At 72.3% G+C, this 14,248-nt stretch carries 15 protein-coding genes; 4 read left to right on the top strand and 11 right to left on the bottom strand.

Annotated features, from left to right (window positions below):
• Positions 1-43: 43 nt before the first annotated feature.
• Positions 44-1,504 (bottom strand): leucyl aminopeptidase, encoded by a 1,461-nt coding sequence (locus ACGFK0_RS29910; RefSeq protein ID WP_392910812.1) that lies wholly within the window; start codon positions 1,502-1,504, stop codon positions 44-46.
• A 243-nt stretch (positions 1,505-1,747) separates the two neighbouring features.
• Entirely contained in the window at positions 1,748-1,915 is a 168-nt protein-coding gene (locus ACGFK0_RS29915; protein WP_075022250.1) for a DUF3117 domain-containing protein, read from the bottom strand.
• Positions 1,916-2,180: 265 nt separating this feature from the next.
• On the opposite strand from ACGFK0_RS29915, the gene ACGFK0_RS29920 reads away from it, so the two are divergent.
• Positions 2,181-2,966 (top strand): enoyl-CoA hydratase-related protein, encoded by a 786-nt coding sequence (locus ACGFK0_RS29920; RefSeq protein WP_392910815.1) that lies wholly within the window; start codon positions 2,181-2,183, stop codon positions 2,964-2,966.
• Between the two features lie 29 nt (positions 2,967-2,995).
• On the opposite strand, the gene ACGFK0_RS29925 is transcribed toward ACGFK0_RS29920, so the two are convergent.
• From ACGFK0_RS29925 to ACGFK0_RS29935, 3 genes are read right to left on the bottom strand one after another with little or no spacing between them, the layout of a single operon-like run.
• Entirely contained in the window at positions 2,996-3,571 is a 576-nt protein-coding gene (locus ACGFK0_RS29925) for a DNA-3-methyladenine glycosylase I (RefSeq protein WP_392910817.1), read from the bottom strand.
• 9 nt (positions 3,572-3,580) lie between these two features.
• Positions 3,581-4,030 (bottom strand): SRPBCC family protein, encoded by a 450-nt coding sequence (locus ACGFK0_RS29930; RefSeq protein ID WP_392910819.1) that lies wholly within the window; start codon positions 4,028-4,030, stop codon positions 3,581-3,583.
• Entirely contained in the window at positions 4,027-4,479 is a 453-nt protein-coding gene (locus ACGFK0_RS29935; RefSeq protein ID WP_392910821.1) for a hypothetical protein, read from the bottom strand. The genes ACGFK0_RS29930 and ACGFK0_RS29935 overlap by 4 nt, the downstream gene beginning before the upstream one ends.
• A 73-nt stretch (positions 4,480-4,552) precedes the next feature.
• On the opposite strand from ACGFK0_RS29935, the gene ACGFK0_RS29940 reads away from it, so the two are divergent.
• The gene (locus ACGFK0_RS29940; protein ID WP_392910823.1) at positions 4,553-4,870 is read left to right on the top strand and encodes a hypothetical protein; all 318 of its coding nucleotides are present in this window, start codon (positions 4,553-4,555) and stop codon (positions 4,868-4,870) included.
• Positions 4,871-4,884: 14 nt separating this feature from the next.
• Here the strand turns inward: ACGFK0_RS29940 and ACGFK0_RS29945 are convergent, their stop codons facing one another.
• Entirely contained in the window at positions 4,885-6,252 is a 1,368-nt protein-coding gene (locus ACGFK0_RS29945) for an alkaline phosphatase PhoX (protein WP_392910825.1), read from the bottom strand.
• Between the two features lie 106 nt (positions 6,253-6,358).
• The gene (locus ACGFK0_RS29950) at positions 6,359-7,180 is read right to left on the bottom strand and encodes an inositol monophosphatase family protein (protein ID WP_392910827.1); all 822 of its coding nucleotides are present in this window, start codon (positions 7,178-7,180) and stop codon (positions 6,359-6,361) included.
• A 197-nt stretch (positions 7,181-7,377) separates the two neighbouring features.
• On the opposite strand from ACGFK0_RS29950, the gene ACGFK0_RS29955 reads away from it, so the two are divergent.
• Both ACGFK0_RS29955 and ACGFK0_RS29960 read left to right on the top strand, forming a co-directional pair.
• Positions 7,378-8,403 carry an SDR family oxidoreductase gene (locus tag ACGFK0_RS29955; protein WP_392910829.1) on the top strand — a complete coding sequence of 342 codons (1,026 nt, stop codon included), beginning with the start codon at positions 7,378-7,380 and terminating at the stop codon, positions 8,401-8,403.
• A 52-nt stretch (positions 8,404-8,455) separates the two neighbouring features.
• A complete protein-coding gene (locus ACGFK0_RS29960; protein WP_392910831.1) occupies positions 8,456-10,261 on the top strand; it encodes a thiamine pyrophosphate-requiring protein in 1,806 nt (601 codons plus the stop codon).
• A 90-nt stretch (positions 10,262-10,351) separates the two neighbouring features.
• Here the strand turns inward: ACGFK0_RS29960 and ACGFK0_RS29965 are convergent, their stop codons facing one another.
• From ACGFK0_RS29965 to ACGFK0_RS29980, 4 genes are read right to left on the bottom strand one after another with little or no spacing between them, the layout of a single operon-like run.
• Positions 10,352-10,954: a TIGR00730 family Rossman fold protein gene (locus ACGFK0_RS29965; protein ID WP_392910833.1), complete on the bottom strand. Its 603-nt coding sequence runs from the start codon at positions 10,952-10,954 to the stop codon at positions 10,352-10,354.
• Between the two features lie 17 nt (positions 10,955-10,971).
• On the bottom strand, positions 10,972-12,576 hold the full coding sequence (locus ACGFK0_RS29970) for an ABC transporter permease (RefSeq protein ID WP_392910836.1): 1,605 nt from the start codon (positions 12,574-12,576) through the stop codon (positions 10,972-10,974).
• Positions 12,573-13,517 carry an ATP-binding cassette domain-containing protein gene (locus ACGFK0_RS29975; protein WP_392910838.1) on the bottom strand — a complete coding sequence of 315 codons (945 nt, stop codon included), beginning with the start codon at positions 13,515-13,517 and terminating at the stop codon, positions 12,573-12,575. Before ACGFK0_RS29975 ends, ACGFK0_RS29970 begins: the two co-directional genes overlap by 4 nt.
• Entirely contained in the window at positions 13,514-14,182 is a 669-nt protein-coding gene (locus ACGFK0_RS29980; RefSeq protein ID WP_392910840.1) for a TetR/AcrR family transcriptional regulator, read from the bottom strand. Before ACGFK0_RS29980 ends, ACGFK0_RS29975 begins: the two co-directional genes overlap by 4 nt.
• Positions 14,183-14,248: the final 66 nt, after the last annotated feature.

The following is a 14,248-nucleotide window of genomic DNA, read 5'->3' on the forward strand; positions in this document are numbered from 1 at the left end:
CCGGACCGAATGACCGGGCGGGCCGCCGGCCGGGGCGGCCGCGTCAGGCGGCCAGCCAGCCGAGCAGGAGCCGGGTGCCGAAGCCGGTCGCGCCGCGGGTGACCTCGGCGTCGTCGGACGTCGCCCGGCCCGGCCCGGCGATGTCGAGGTGCGCCCAGGTGCGGTCGCCGGCGAACTCGCGCAGGAACAGCGCGGCCGTGATCGAGCCGCCGCCGAAGCCGCCGCGGCCGATGTTGTTGATGTCGGCGACGTCGGAGTCGATCGCGGCGCGGTAGTCGTCGACCAGCGGGAGCCGCCACACGGGGTCGCCCGCGGCCGTCCCGGCCCGGGTGAGAGCGGCGGCGAGGTCGTCGTCGTTGGAGAACAGCGCCGCGTGGCGCAGGCCCAGCGCGACCTTGGCCGCGCCGGTCAGCGTCGCCACGTCCACGACGACGTCGGGGTCGAGTTCCGCGTCCGCGTAGGCGAGGGCGTCGGCGAGGACGAGACGTCCCTCGGCGTCGGTGTTCAGCACCTCCGACGTCTTCCCGCCGTAGTGGGCGATCACGTCGCCGGGGCGCATGGACGACCCGGACGGCATGTTCTCCGCGGCGGCGACCAGCCCCGTGACGCGGGCGCGGACGCCGAGACCGCGCAGCGCGCCCATCACGGCGATGACCGCCGCGCCGCCCGCCATGTCGGTCTTCATCGTCTTCATGCCCTCGTTGGGCTTCAATGACAGGCCGCCGCTGTCGAACGTGATGCCCTTGCCGACGAGGACGACATGCCGGTCCGGCGTCCCCTCGGGGAGGTACGAGAGCTCGATCAGCCGAGGCGGACGCGACGATCCGGCGCCGACGGCCACCAGGCCCCCGAACCCCCCGTCCACCAGTTCCTTCTCGTCGCGTACGCGCACGGAGAGGCCGGCGTCGGCGGCGACCTGCTCGGCCTGCCCCGCAAGCCACGACGGGTCCTTCTCGCGGGCGGGGGTGTTGGCGAGGTCGCGGGCCAGCGCGGTGGCCCGGGCGCGGGCGGTGCCCAGCTCGATCGCCGGGGCGTCCGCCTCGGGCCCGGCCTCGGTCAGCACGGCCAGCGTGCCGAGCGCCTTCTTCGCCGGCGGCGCACCGATCTTGAACGTGTAGGAGGCGAGCAGCGCCCCCTCGGTGAACGCGGCGAGGTCGCCGGCCGGCACGCCCGCGACCAGCGCCGCCCGGCCCTTGCCGCGCCGGGCCAGTGCGGCGCCGGCCTTGCGCAGGTCGGCCGGGGCCGCGTCGCCCACTCCGTACAGCAGCAGTTCCCGCACCCGGTCGCCGACGCGGACCTGGGCGGACGTGATCTCGCCCGGCTCGCCCTTGGCCTTGTGCAGGGCCAGCAGTTCCTCCAGCGTGAACGGCAGTGACGCGGCCACCTCGGCCGCCGGTGCGACCGGCCCCTTCCGCACGGGTACCGCCACCACCTCGGCCCCGAGGTCGACCGCCGTCTGCGACACGGTGCCCCCGGCGCCGTGGATGCGGGTCTCGATGGGCATGGTGGCGGTTCCCCCCTGTGGTGCTGACGCTGTGGTGCTGACGCTGTGGTGCTGACGCTGTGGTGCTGACGCTGTGATGCTGATGCTGTGGTGCTGACGCTGGTGCTGAAGCTCGTGGTGATGACGCAGTGATGTGAAGGCTGTGGCCGGTGAAGGCTCGGGTCATGCCACGTGTACGGGAATGGCAAGGGCCCCGGCGATGCCGCCGGGACCGTCACCAGCAAGCCGGGATCGGTGGAGCCGTCAGCCCACGACTTCCTTGAGGGCCTCGCCGAGTTCCTTGGCCTCGTCGGCGGAGAGCTCGACCACGAGACGGCCGCCGCCTTCGAGAGGGACCCGCATGACGATTCCGCGCCCCTCCTTGGTCACTTCGAGCGGACCGTCTCCCGTCCGCGGCTTCATCGCCGCCATGCGTGAATCCCCTTCCTGCCTAGGGCCGCGGCCTCGCACACCCTTGGCCGCGTGGCCGCGTGTCGCATCCGCGTCATCAGTAGTGGTCCATTATCTCGTCTTCCGGGCGCGAAGTGGTAACGATCAGCCTCCAGATCGGAGGACCGAAACGACGGGACCGGGCCGTGCGGCCCCTCCGTGCCGGGGTGGGACGGCCCTTGCCCCCCGTTTCCGGTTCGTCGAAAGTGGCCTGGGAAGATCTACTGAGGACCCCGGGAGGACGACGATGTCTGAGACCGTGCTGTACGACGTGACCGACGGTGTGGGAACAATCACACTCAACCGGCCGGACGGGATGAACTCGCTGACGGCCGAGATGAAGGAGCTGCTGCGCGCGACCGTCGTGCGCGCCGCCGCCGACCCGGCCGCCCGCGCGGTGATCCTCACCGGTGCGGGGCGGGCCTTCTGCGCCGGTCAGGATCTGCGTGAGCACGGTGACAACCTCGCCGCCGGCAGGGGGCTGGACGACACCGTCCGCAAGCACTACAACCCGATCGTGCTGGCGATCGCGGGGATGCGCAAGCCGGTGGTGGCGGCGGTGAACGGCGTGGCCGCGGGCGCGGGCGCGTCGCTGGCGTTCGCGTGCGACCTGGTCGTCGCGTCCGACAAGGCCCGTTTCGCGACCGCGTTCACCGGGATCGGCCTCGCCCCCGACAGCGGCATGTCGTGGACGCTGCAGCGTCTCGTCGGCCGTGCCAAGGCCGCCGAGCTTCTGCTGCTGGGCGAGCCGGTCAAGGCGCAGGAGGCGATGGAGATGGGGCTGGTCAACCGGGTCGTCCCGGCGGACGAGCTGGCCCCGGCGTCGGTGGAGCTGGCCCGCCGCCTCGCCGCCGGCCCGACGGTCTCCTACGGCGCCGTCAAGGCGGCACTCGACCACGCGGCGACGCATGATCTGGCGTCGGCGCTGGAGCGGGAGGCGGAGCTTCAGGACGAGTGCGAGAAGACCAGCGACCACCACAACGCGACCGAGGCGTTCCTGAAGAAGCAGCAGCCGGAGTTCGAGGGCAGGTAGGCCGCACCCTGGCGGCCGGGGCTCGGACGTCAGCGGTAGGCGCCGCGGCGGTGGCACCCGGTCAGGTGGTCGTCGACCAGGCCGCACGCCTGCATGAGGGCGTAGGCCGTGGTGGGGCCGACGAAGCGGAAGCCGTGCTTCTTCAGCTCCTTGGCCAGGGCCTTCGATCCATCGGTGTACGCGGGCACGTCCGCCGTGTCCGCGTACACCGGGGCGTCGGGGTCGGCGTGGCGCCAGGCGGTCGCGGCCAGGCCGGCGGGCAGGCCGAGGGCGGCGCGGGCGTTCGCGATCGCCGCCTCGATCTTCGCCCGGTTGCGGACGATCGAGGCGTCGCCCATCAGCCGCTCGACGTCGTCCTGGCCGAACGCGGCGACCTTCTCCGGGTCGAACCCGCAGAAGGCGGCGCGGAAGCCCTCGCGCTTGCGCAGGATCGTCAGCCACGACAGCCCGGACTGGAACGCCTCCAGGCAGAGCCGCTCGTAAAGGCCCTGGTCGTCGCGGACCGGACGGCCCCATTCCTCATCGTGGTAGGCGACGTAGTCGGGTGCCGACAGCCCCCATGGGCAGCGGGCCAGCCCGTCCTCGCCCCGAATCGCGGTGCTCACCCGCCCGTTCTACCTCACGCCTGCGACAGAGCGGCGCTGAGACAGGACGGCCAGGCGCCGGAGGCCCAGGGTCATGAACGCCTTCACGACCGGGCCCGCGACGAGCCATCCGGCCCGTCCGAGCGGCCCGAGCGGCAGGTCGACGCGCTCGGCCCACACGATGCGGCTGCCCGCCCCCTCGGGGACGACCCTGAACCACGCCTCGCCGCGCACCACGCGCCCGGTGTGCCGGACCGCGACGCGGCGGCCGTCCCGCCAGTCGGTGATGACCATCGTGTCGAGGAACCCGACAGGCCCGATGCCCGTCCACGCCTGGAGTTCGTCGCCGGCCTTGTCGCCGCCTTCCGCGCGGGTGAACGGCATCCACTCGGCGTGCCTCGGCCAGTCGGTCAGGACTTCGAAGACGCGTTCGGCGGGGGCGTCCGAGACGGCCTCCGCATGGACGGCGACTTGGCTCATGTCCATTCCTCCTTCGCGTCCTCCTTCACGAAACCGTCGTCGATCGGCTCATCGATCACGGTGTCCTTGCGGAGCAGCGGCGGGGTCCCGTTCACGGGCGGCTCCTCCAGGCCGTGCAGAGCGCCGACGGGGCCCGCGGCGGTGTCGCCCGCGCGGCGGTGAAGGTCATGAAGCTGCTGTTCGAGCGCCGCGACGTGGGCGTCGCGTTCGGCCAGCGCGTCGGCGAGGCGGTGCAGGGCCTCGTCCGTCACCTGCGGCTGGTAGCCCCAGAACGTACGGGGCAGCCGCAGGTAGGCGGCGTCCGCCCCGGTGATGGGGCGGCCGTCGGCGCCGAGCGGGAGCGGCGGATAGTCGGGATGGGTCTCGGCCAGCTCGCCGCCCCTGCCCATGGCGAGGACGACGACGGCGCCCAGCACGGCCACGCCGGCCAGGACGAGGACCACGACCACTATCAGGCTCCGTTCTGCTCACACCCAACTGGAGAGACGTTCCCCAGTCCCCGATCGTGCCACGCTTGGCGGCATGAGGATGCAAGAGCGGAAGGTCCTTTCACCGGACGCGCCGGTTCCGGACGGGGCCGCGGACGCGGGCACGGCGCCACCGGTGAGCCGGGTCGAGCGGCTCACCGCCGGTGACGCCGCGGTGCTCGTCACGCTGGAGACGGACGCGCGGGAGCCCGATCCCGGGTTGCTCGCCGCAGCGTCCGTCTACGCGTGGCTGGGTGTGACTCTGTTCCGGGTGCCGGAGTCGCAGGCGGAGGCGCTTCACGAGGTGCTGGACATGGTGGCGTCCATCCAGGGCACCCGCCCCCCGGCGGTCGCCCGCCGCGGCCTCGCCTGACCCCGGAGCCGGGGCTACCCGCGCAGGCGGTGCCAGGGGCCGGTGACGGCGAACGTCGCGCCGGGGCCGGACTGGCGGTTGAAGAACAGCGTGCGCCCGTCCGGGGAGAACGTGACGCCGGTGAACTCGCTGCCGTTGAGGGCGTTGCGGGCCATCGCGAACGGCTCGTCCTTGCGCGTGGTGCCGACGAGGTACTGCTCGCCGTCGCCGTCCTCGGCCAGGATCACGCCGCCGCCGTACGGGGACACCGTGATGTTGTCCGGGCCGTCGAAGCGGCCGCCCGGCTTGAAGATGAGCTGGAGCTCGACCTCGTTGCGGCGCGGGTCGTAGGTCCAGACCTGGCCCGCGTGGTCGCCGGCGGCGCCGTCCTCCTTGCTGGAGAAGCTGGCGACGAAGTACGCCTTGCCGTGCCCCCACCAGGCGCCTTCGAGCTTCTGGCTCCGCGTGACGTCGCCGTCCTCGAACTGCTTGCGGATGGACGTCTGCTTGGCCAGCGGGTCCGGGACGTCCACCCACCGGGCGCGCAGCCGGGTCCCGGGCTCGGTCACGAGCGACAGGTCCGGGACGCCCGGGACGTTCAGCGCCTCAAGCTTCCCCCCGGCCATGTAGGTGTGGTAGCCGCCGCGGTGTGAGCGGGGAAGGAACCGGAAGAACAGGCCGAACGGCCTGGACGCGTCCTCGGTGAGGTAGGCGGTGTGGGTGTGCGGGTCGACGGCGACGGCCTCGTGGGCGAAGCGGCCGAGCCCGGTCAGCGGGACGGGTTCGGTGCGACGGCCGTGCGGGTCGACCTCGAAGACCCAGCCGTGGCTCTTGCTCTCGCCGCGGATGCCCTCGGTCTCCTCGCACGTCAGCCAGGTGCCCCAGGGGGTGCGGCCGCCGGCGCAGTTCACGGCCGTCCCGGCGAGGCTGACGTACTGCGACAGGAGGTTTCCGCGGCCGTCGACCTCAAGGGTGCTCGTGCCGCCGTTGGCGACCGGGTCGTAGGTCAGCTCGGGCGTCCCCACGGCACGGGTGCCGTTGGTGCCCTGCTCGTGGTTGAGGACCAGCAGCGTGTTGCCGGGCCGGCCGTGGCCGCCCCTGCCGTGGCCCCGGTCACCGTGGCCGTGGCCGGCTGCGGAGAACGTGGCCATCCCGTCGTGGTGGCCGGGGACGACCACGCCGTCGGAGATGGAGTCGCCCTCCTTCGACAGCGTCTTGTACGAGAAACCCTTGGGCAGGTCCAGGACGCCCTTGGGGTCGGGGATGAGCGGGCCGTAGCCGTACGCCTCTCCGGTGTCGGCACCTGCGGACGTCTGGAAGATTCCGTCCAGGCTTCCGGCGAGGGCGATGGACAGCGCACCGGCGGCGCCGCCCTTGACGACTCCGCGACGAGTCACGGACATGGGCACTCCTTCACGTGAGGGGATCACGCCGGAGCCTGGTCGCCGCCCCTGAACCACCGATGAACGATCACCGGCCGGTCGGCAAACCCCCAGGACAATCTTGCATTCAGCGGGCCGCGAGGTCCGCGACCTCGGACACGACGGAGCCGGCCAGGTCGAACCCGCCGACGCACGCCAGGTACCCGGGGGCGTCCCAGTCGTCCCCGCCCGGTTTCCCGCCGAGCGGCAGGTACGTCCCGCCCGCCTGCCTGACGAGCAGCAGCCCGGCCGCGATGTCGTAGGCGTTGATGGACGAGTCGTAGGCGACGTCCGTCCAGCCGGCGGCGACGTGCGCGAGGGTGAGCGCGGCGCTGCCCGGCCTGCGCACGGTGGCGAAGGCGTCCACGAGCAGCCCGTAGCGCCGCAGCGTCTCCGTCCGGTCGCCGGCCAGGTCCCGCGCGCTGGGGTAGGACGTGGCGAGCACGGCGGCCCGGTCGCCGGCCGCGCCGCCGCTGCGGATCGGCTCGCCGTTGCAGGTCGCGCCGTCGAGGGACGCGGTGAACATGTCGTCGCGGATCGGGTCGTACACCACGCCCGCCACCAGTTCGCCGTCCGCGACGGCGGCGATGGAGGTGCAGAAGAACGGCAGGCCGACGGCGAAGTTGGCCGTCCCGTCGATGGGATCGACATACCAGCGGAGGTTCCCGTCGCGTCCCTGTACGCCGCCCTCCTCCCCGACGACGACGCTGCCGGGCGTCTGCTCGGCGAGCACCTCCCGGATGGTCTCCTCCGCGGCGCGGTCGTGCTCGGTGACCGGGTCGTGGAAGTCGGCTTTGAGGTCGACCTCGGGACGGGAGCGGAACGCCGTCCGCAGCCGGTCGCCGGTCGTGCGCGCCGCGAGTTCGGCGATCCCGGCCAGTTCCCGCGAGGCGGGCACGTCGGCGTTCATGCGTCTCCTTCGGTGGCGGTTCCCTCGGTGCGGTCGTCCGAGTGCGGTGGCACGCGGTTTCGACGGTATCCGAGGATTCCCCGGCCACACCGGCCGGGGACGCACCGGCCGGACCACGCCGGCCGGTGCCGCGTTACAGCGTGCCCGGCTCGGGCAGTGGGTCTCTGTGCCGGGACCAGCGCTGCCGTGAGGACGAGATGAGACACAAGATCGATAAGGGCACCGTCGTCGTGGTGACGGGCGCCAGCGGCGGGATCGGCCGGGCCGCCGCCGCGGCGTTCGCCCGCCGGGGGGCCTGGGTCGGCCTTCTCGCGCGAGGCGAGGAGGGCCTGGCGGGCGCCGCCGCCGACGTCGAGTCCGCCGGCGGGCGGGCGCTCCCGATCAGTGTCGACGTGGCCGACATGGCCGGGGTGGAGCGGGCGGCGCAGACGGTCGAGGAGGAGTTCGGGCCCATCGGCGTGTGGGTGAACGTGGCGTTCTCCTCCGTCTTCGCGCCGTTCTGGGAGATCGAGCCGGACGAGTTCAAGCGCACCACGGAGGTCACCTACCTCGGCTACGCCAACGGGACCAGGGCGGCGCTGAGGCGGATGATGCCGCGCGACCGCGGCGTCATCGTCCAATGCGGCTCGGCGCTCGCCTACCGCGGGATCCCCTTGCAGAGCGCCTACTGCGGCGCCAAGCACGCCGTCCAGGGGCTCCAGGACTCGCTGCGCGCGGAGCTGATGCACGAGGGCAGCGGCGTGAAGGTGACGATGGTGCAGATGCCGGCGGTGAACACCCCGCAGTTCGACTGGGTCCTGGCGCGGCTGCCGCGCCGTCCGCAGCCGGTGCCGCCGATCTACCAGCCGGAGATCGCGGCGGACGCGCTCGTCTACGCCGCCGAGCATCCGCGGCGCCGCGAGTACTGGGTGGGCGGCAGCACGGCCGGCACGATCATCGCGAACACGTTCGCGGCCGGGCTGCTGGACCGCTATCTGGCCCGGTCGGCGTTCGCGTCGCAGCAGACGGACAAGCCGACCCGCCCGGACCAGCCGGCGAACCTGTGGGAGCCCGCCGACGACGCGTCCGGCCACGACCACGGAAGCCGCGGCCGGTTCGACGAGCAGTCGCACGCCAGGAGCCCGCAGATGTGGGCGGGGCGGCACAAGTACCTGGTGGGCGCCGCGACGGCCGGGGCCGCGGCGGGCGCGGCGGCGGGCGCGGCGAAGCTGCTGCGGCGCTGACGGGCCGCCCCGGCGAGACGGGCATGACGACACCACCGACGAGGAGAGATCAATGGCTCAGCAAGTCGCCGACTACGTCCTCCAGCGGCTGACCGAATGGGACGTTGAGCGGGTCTTCGGGTATCCGGGTGACGGCATCAACGGCATGCTCGGCGCCTTCGACCGGGCCGAGGGGAAGCCGGAGTTCATCCAGACGCGCCACGAGGAGATGGCCGCGTTCATGGCCTGCGGGCACGCCAAGTTCACCGGCGAGGTGGGCTGCTGCGTGGCGACGTCCGGGCCGGGCGCCATCCACCTGCTGAACGGCCTGTACGACGCGAAGCTGGACCACCAGCCCGTCGTCGCGATCATCGGGCAGCAGAAACGCCTCGCCCAGGGAACCCACTACCAGCAGGAGGTGGCGCTGGAGACCCTGTTCGCCGACGTGTCGGAGTACTGCCAGATCTGCATGCATCCCGGGCAGGTCCGGCATGTCATCGACCGGGCGTTCAAGACGGCGCTGACCACCCGCGGCGTCGCGACCATCATCATCCCCGAGGACGTCCAGGAGTCGGAGGCGATGCCCTCGCCGCCGAAGGAGCACGGGTCGGTGTACTCCAGCGTGGGGTGGAGCCGGCCGCGCGTCCTGCCCGACACCGAGGAGCTGCGCAAGGCCGCCGACATCCTCAACGAGGGCGAGAAGGTCGCCATGCTGATCGGCCAGGGCGCCGCGAACGCGCAGGCCGAGGTGCTCGAGGCGGCGGAACTGCTCGGCGCGGGCATCGCCAAGGCGCTGCTCGGGCGCGAGGTCGTCCCGGACGACCTGCCGTTCGTGACGGGCCCGATCGGCCTGCTCGGCTCCAAGGCCAGCGACGAGATGATGATGAACTGCGACACCCTGTTCATGATCGGCAGCAGCTTCCCCTACGCCGAGTGGCTGCCGGACGAGGGCAGCTGCCGCGGCGTCGAGATCGACATCGACGGCCGCATGATCGGCATCCGCTACCCGATGGACGCCCATGTCGTCGGCGACGCCAAGGAGACCCTCAAGGAGCTGATCCCGCTCCTGCGCCGCAAGGCGGACCGGTCCTGGCGCGGGGAGATCGAGGAGAACGTCCGCAGCTGGAACACCGTCATGGAGAAGCGGGCCGGGCAGAGCTTCGAAGGCAAGATCAACCCGCAGGCCGTCGCGCACGAGCTGTCCCCGCTGCTCCAGGACGGGACCGTCCTCACCGCCGACTCCGGCTCGGCCACCAACTGGTGGGCGCGCCACATCAAGCTCCGCGACGGCATGAAGGCGTCGCTGTCGGGGACCCTCGCCACGATGGGGCCGGGCGTCCCGTACGCGATCGCCGCCCGGTTCGCCTTCCCGGACCGCCCGGTGATCTGCTTCGTCGGCGACGGCGCGTTCCAGATGAACGGCATGAACGAGATGCTCACGGTCAAGCGGTACGCCGACCGCATGGCGGGCTCCCCGCCGCTGATCTTCGCCGTCTTCAACAACCAGGACCTCAACCAGGTCACCTGGGAGCAGCGCGCGATGGGCGGCGACCCCAAGTACGAGGGCTCGCAGTCCATCCCGGACTTCCCGTACGCCGAGTACGCCGAGATGTGCGGGCTGAAGGGCATCTACTGCGACAAGCCGAAGAAGGTCACCGACGCCTGGCGGGAGGCCCTCGCGAGTGACGGTCCCGTGCTGGTGGAGTTCGTCGTCGACAACGAGATCGCGCCGATCCCGCCGCACATCATGAAGGACCAGGCGAAGAAGGCGGTCAAGGCCGGCTTCCGGGACCCGCAGAAGGCCGGCATCGCCGCGCGCGGCTTCCGGCAGAAGCTCACCGAGATGTACGAGAACATGCCGGGCCGCAAGCACGACTGACCGGCCTACCGCAGGACACGGCCCCGGGGGGGCGTGGACGGCCGGGACCACCGCGACCGGGACCACCGGGACCGGCCGTCCGCGGGCCCGTCAGAGCTGGGTCTCCGCGTAGTCCCCGGGGGAGAACTCGATGCGGGGCTGCGAACGCTCCAGAAGGTCGAACGCCTCGGGGACCGTGGCCGTCCAGCCGATCGCGTCCCAGATCCGGTGGCGGGCGAAGCCCTGCGCGGTGAGACCCTCCATCAGCTCGCGGAGCGGGTCGTACACGCCGGTCGGGTCGAGGATGACGACGGGCTTGTCGTGCATGGCGAGGACCCGGGCCGTCCACACCTCGAACAGCTCCTCCAGCGTGCCGATGCCGCCGGGCAGGATGAGGAACGCGTCGCTGCGGCGGTCCATCTCGCCCTTGCGGGTCCGCATGTCGCCGGTGACGATCAGTTCGTCGCTGTCCTCGTCGGAGATCTCGACGCTGACGAGCCCCTCGGGGATCACCCCGACGGTGCGGGCGCCGCCGGCCCGCGCCGCGCGGGCGACGGCCCCCATGCACGACACCCGGGCGCCGCCGCTGACCAGGCTGTGGCCCCGCCGGGCCAGCTCCGTGCCGACCTGCGCGGCGAGGTCGACGTAGCGGCGGTCGATCCTCCCGCTGGACGAGCAGAACACACAGACGGCAAGCGGCTTCGCGGATTCCACCAGGCCAATTTAGCCGGTCAGTGGGCGGACATGTCCCTGCGCCGGAAGCCGGCCAGGCCGAGGGCGGACAGGGCGGCGGTCAGCGCCACGAGCCAGCCGAAGGGCGCGGCGGTGAGCGCGGTGCCGGGAAGCTTCGGGATGTGGGTGAACGGCGACACGTTCATGATCCACTGGTTCAGGTCGAGCGCCGCCCCGAACATGGAGATCACCGCGAAGGCCGCGACGGCGGCCCAGGCGGCGCCGGTGAACCGGGGCGCCAGGCCGAACAGGGCGAGCGCGATCGCCGCGACCAGCCAGACGGCGGGCAGCTGCGCCAGCGCGGCGCCGAGGACACGGGGCAGTTCGCGGCCGACGTCGCCGACGTTCAGTCCGTGCGCCAGGCCCGCGGCGGCGCCGGCGACGGTCATCGCGGCGGCGGGTCCCAGAAGCGAGAACACGAGGTGGCTCGCCGCCCACCGGAGCCGGGCGGTCGCCGTGGCGAGCAGCGGCTCGGCGCGCCGGCCGGCCTCCTCGGTCCGCAGCCGCAGCGTCGCCGACACCGCGTACGCCGCCGCGATCAGGCCGAGGATGCTCATCGACGCGGCGAAGAAGGCGTCGGTGATGCCGGACTGCCCGCCGAGGGCCGTGAAGATCTCCTTCAGTTCGGGGTTGTCCGCCACCATGTCCTTCACGCCGCCCGCGACGCCGCCGTACACGACGCCGAGCGCGGCGAACCCGGCGAGCCAGCCGTACAGGGGACGGCTCTGCAGCCGCCAGCCGAGCCCGAACGGACCCGACAGCCGGGGCGGCGCGTCGGCGGGCCCGAGCTTCGGCGGCATGATCCCCGCGCCCACGTCCCGGCGGGCCGACAGCGCCCCGGCCGCCGCCACCAGGACGGCGATGAGTGCGACGGTCAGCGCAAGCGTCCACCAGCGTTCGCCGCCGTAGGGACGCATCCGCTGCGCCCAGCCGAGCGGGGACAGCCAGCCGAGCCATGTCAGCGCGTTGCCCTCGCCGCCGACGTCGGCGGCCATCCGGACCGCGAAAGCGCCGCCGAGCACGCTGACGGCCACTCCCCTGGCCGCGCCGGCGCCCTCGCTGAGCTGTGCGGTGACGCCCGCGACCGCGGCGAACACGCACCCGCCCGCGGCGAACTGGAGGCCGAAGGCCAGCGACCCGGTGAGCGGCAGGCCCTGCGCCGCCATCCCGGCGGCGAGCAGCACGGCGATCGCGAGGTTCGCCGCCATCGTGACGATGAGAGCGGCGGCCAGGCCCGCGCCGCGTCCGGTCACCGTCGCGCCGAGCAGCTCGCGGCGTCCCGCCTCCTCCTCGGTGCGGGTGTGCCGGATGACCGTGAGGATGCTGATCAGCCCGATCACCACGGGGAGGAACCCGGCGCGCTGGACGATGATGCCGCCGAGATCACTGCTGTACAGCGGCCCGTACAGCGCCAGGAACGTCGGGTTCGTCCCGGTGGTCGCGGCGTACTGCAACCGGTCGGCGTCCGTCTGGAACAGCTGCTCGGTGGCCGCCACGAAGTTGATCGGAATGAGGGCGGCCACCAGAACCCAGGCCGGGAGGATGAACCGGTCACGCCGCAGGATCAGCCGGCTCAGCCCACCGGTTCCGACGAGGCCCCTCATCGTGCGCCTTCTTCGGCTTTTCCGGCTTCGGCTTCTTCGGCTTCTTCGGCCAGTTCGTCCTTGTAGTGCCGCAGGAACAGCTCCTCCAGCGTCGGCGGCCTGCTGGACAGGCTCCGGACGCCGATCTCGGTGAGCCGGCGCAGCGCGTCGTCGAGCCGCGCGGTCTCCACCTCGAACCTGATGGTGGTGCCGTCGACGCGGACGTCATGGGCGCCGGGCATCGCGAGGCCGTCCGGCGGGGACGCGAGCTCGGCGTGGATCGACGTGCGGGTCAGGTGCCGGAGCTCGTCCAGCGTGCCGGACTCCACCGCGGCGCCCCTGCGGATGATCGTCACCTGGTCGCACAGCGCCTCGACCTCGGACAGGATGTGGCTGGACAGCAGGACCGTCCGCCCCTCGCCGCGCGCCTCGCGGACGCATTCCTGGAACACCTCCTCCATCAGGGGATCCAGGCCGGACGTGGGTTCGTCCAGGAGCAGCAGCTCGGCGTCGGAGGAGAGCGCGGCGACGAGGCCGACCTTCTGCCGGTTGCCCTTGGAGTAGGCGCGGCCCTTCTTGCGCGGGTCCAGTTCGAAGCGATCGAGCAGTTCGGCCTTGCGGGCCGCGTTCGTCCCGCCGCGCATCCGGCCGAGCAGGTCGATCACCTCGCCGCCGGACAGGTTGGGCCACAGCGTCACGTCGCCGGGGACGTAGGCGAGACGGCGGTGCAGCTCGGTGGCGTCGCGCCAGGGGTCGCCCCCGAGCAGCCGGGCCGTGCCCGCGTCCGCGCACAGCAGGCCGAGCAGGATCCTGATCGTGGTCGACTTCCCGGAGCCGTTCGGGCCGAGGAAACCGTGCACCTCTCCTTGCCGGACGGTCAGGTCGAGACCGTCCGGGGCGCGGGTCCGGCCGAAGTTCTTGACCAGGCCGGAGATTTCGACGGGGGGCGTGTTCGTGGTCACCGGTTCTCCTCCCGGGAGGGCTGTCCGCCCTCGGCGAGCATGGACTTCAGGGCGGTGCGCGCCTGCTCGGACAGTTCCGGGGTCAGGAGTCTGTCGTCGTAGACGTCCATCATCGCCAGGGCCATCCGGGGATAGCCCTCGCCCATCAGGACGTCGCCGCCCAAGGCGCGTGACAGGTGTTCGTGAAGGACGATCAACCCGAAGTTCATCGCGGTCATGACGGTCGCGTAGGCGTGCAGGTCGTCGGTCTGCGGTTCGTATATCCCGGGCGATCCGCGACTCAGGACCTCCTCGCTGAACTCGACCGCGTCGTCGAACAGCGTGCGTGCGGCCTCGGAGTCGTCGGTCAGGGCGCGGGCCACGTATCGCTGGATGGGCAGGGCGGTCCGCATGGCGATCGCCAGGAAACCGGGGTTGGCCATCCCGCCGCTGAGCGCCTCCTGCTTGACGTCGCGGATGACCTCGATCACGTGCTCGTCGCACTCCCGGCGCAGCGCCTCCTTGGTCCCGTAGTGGTGCTGGACCAGGGCGGGCGAGACGCCGGCGGCCTTCGCGATGCCCCGGATCGTCGCGCCCTTCACGCCCAGCTCGGCGAACTGCAGCAGCGCCGCGTCCCTGATCCGGGCCCGCCCGGTCAGGTCGCCGGGTCGCTCACTTCCTGACACTCTCAACCGCCTGTACGCATGTTCAGTAGCCTGTACGTCTGTACACTGTACTCGCGTACAGGCGAG

This window comes from Spirillospora sp. NPDC048823, from assembly GCF_043198445.1.
GTDB lineage: Bacteria > Actinomycetota > Actinomycetes > Streptosporangiales > Streptosporangiaceae > Spirillospora.

Bases quoted from the DNA above. Each gene is read 5' to 3' on its own strand.
- ACGFK0_RS29910 (WP_392910812.1), bottom strand. From the start codon at position 1,504: ATGCCCATCGAGACCCGCATCCACGGCGCCGGGGGCACCGTGTCGCAG.
- ACGFK0_RS29915 (WP_075022250.1), bottom strand. From the start codon at position 1,915: ATGGCGGCGATGAAGCCGCGGACGGGAGACGGTCCGCTCGAAGTGACC.
- ACGFK0_RS29920 (WP_392910815.1), top strand. From the start codon at position 2,181: ATGTCTGAGACCGTGCTGTACGACGTGACCGACGGTGTGGGAACAATC.
- ACGFK0_RS29930 (WP_392910819.1), bottom strand. From the start codon at position 4,030: ATGAGCCAAGTCGCCGTCCATGCGGAGGCCGTCTCGGACGCCCCCGCC.
- ACGFK0_RS29940 (WP_392910823.1), top strand. From the start codon at position 4,553: ATGAGGATGCAAGAGCGGAAGGTCCTTTCACCGGACGCGCCGGTTCCG.
- ACGFK0_RS29945 (WP_392910825.1), bottom strand. From the start codon at position 6,252: ATGTCCGTGACTCGTCGCGGAGTCGTCAAGGGCGGCGCCGCCGGTGCG.
- ACGFK0_RS29950 (WP_392910827.1), bottom strand. From the start codon at position 7,180: ATGAACGCCGACGTGCCCGCCTCGCGGGAACTGGCCGGGATCGCCGAA.
- ACGFK0_RS29955 (WP_392910829.1), top strand. From the start codon at position 7,378: ATGAGACACAAGATCGATAAGGGCACCGTCGTCGTGGTGACGGGCGCC.
- ACGFK0_RS29960 (WP_392910831.1), top strand. From the start codon at position 8,456: ATGGCTCAGCAAGTCGCCGACTACGTCCTCCAGCGGCTGACCGAATGG.
- ACGFK0_RS29970 (WP_392910836.1), bottom strand. From the start codon at position 12,576: ATGAGGGGCCTCGTCGGAACCGGTGGGCTGAGCCGGCTGATCCTGCGG.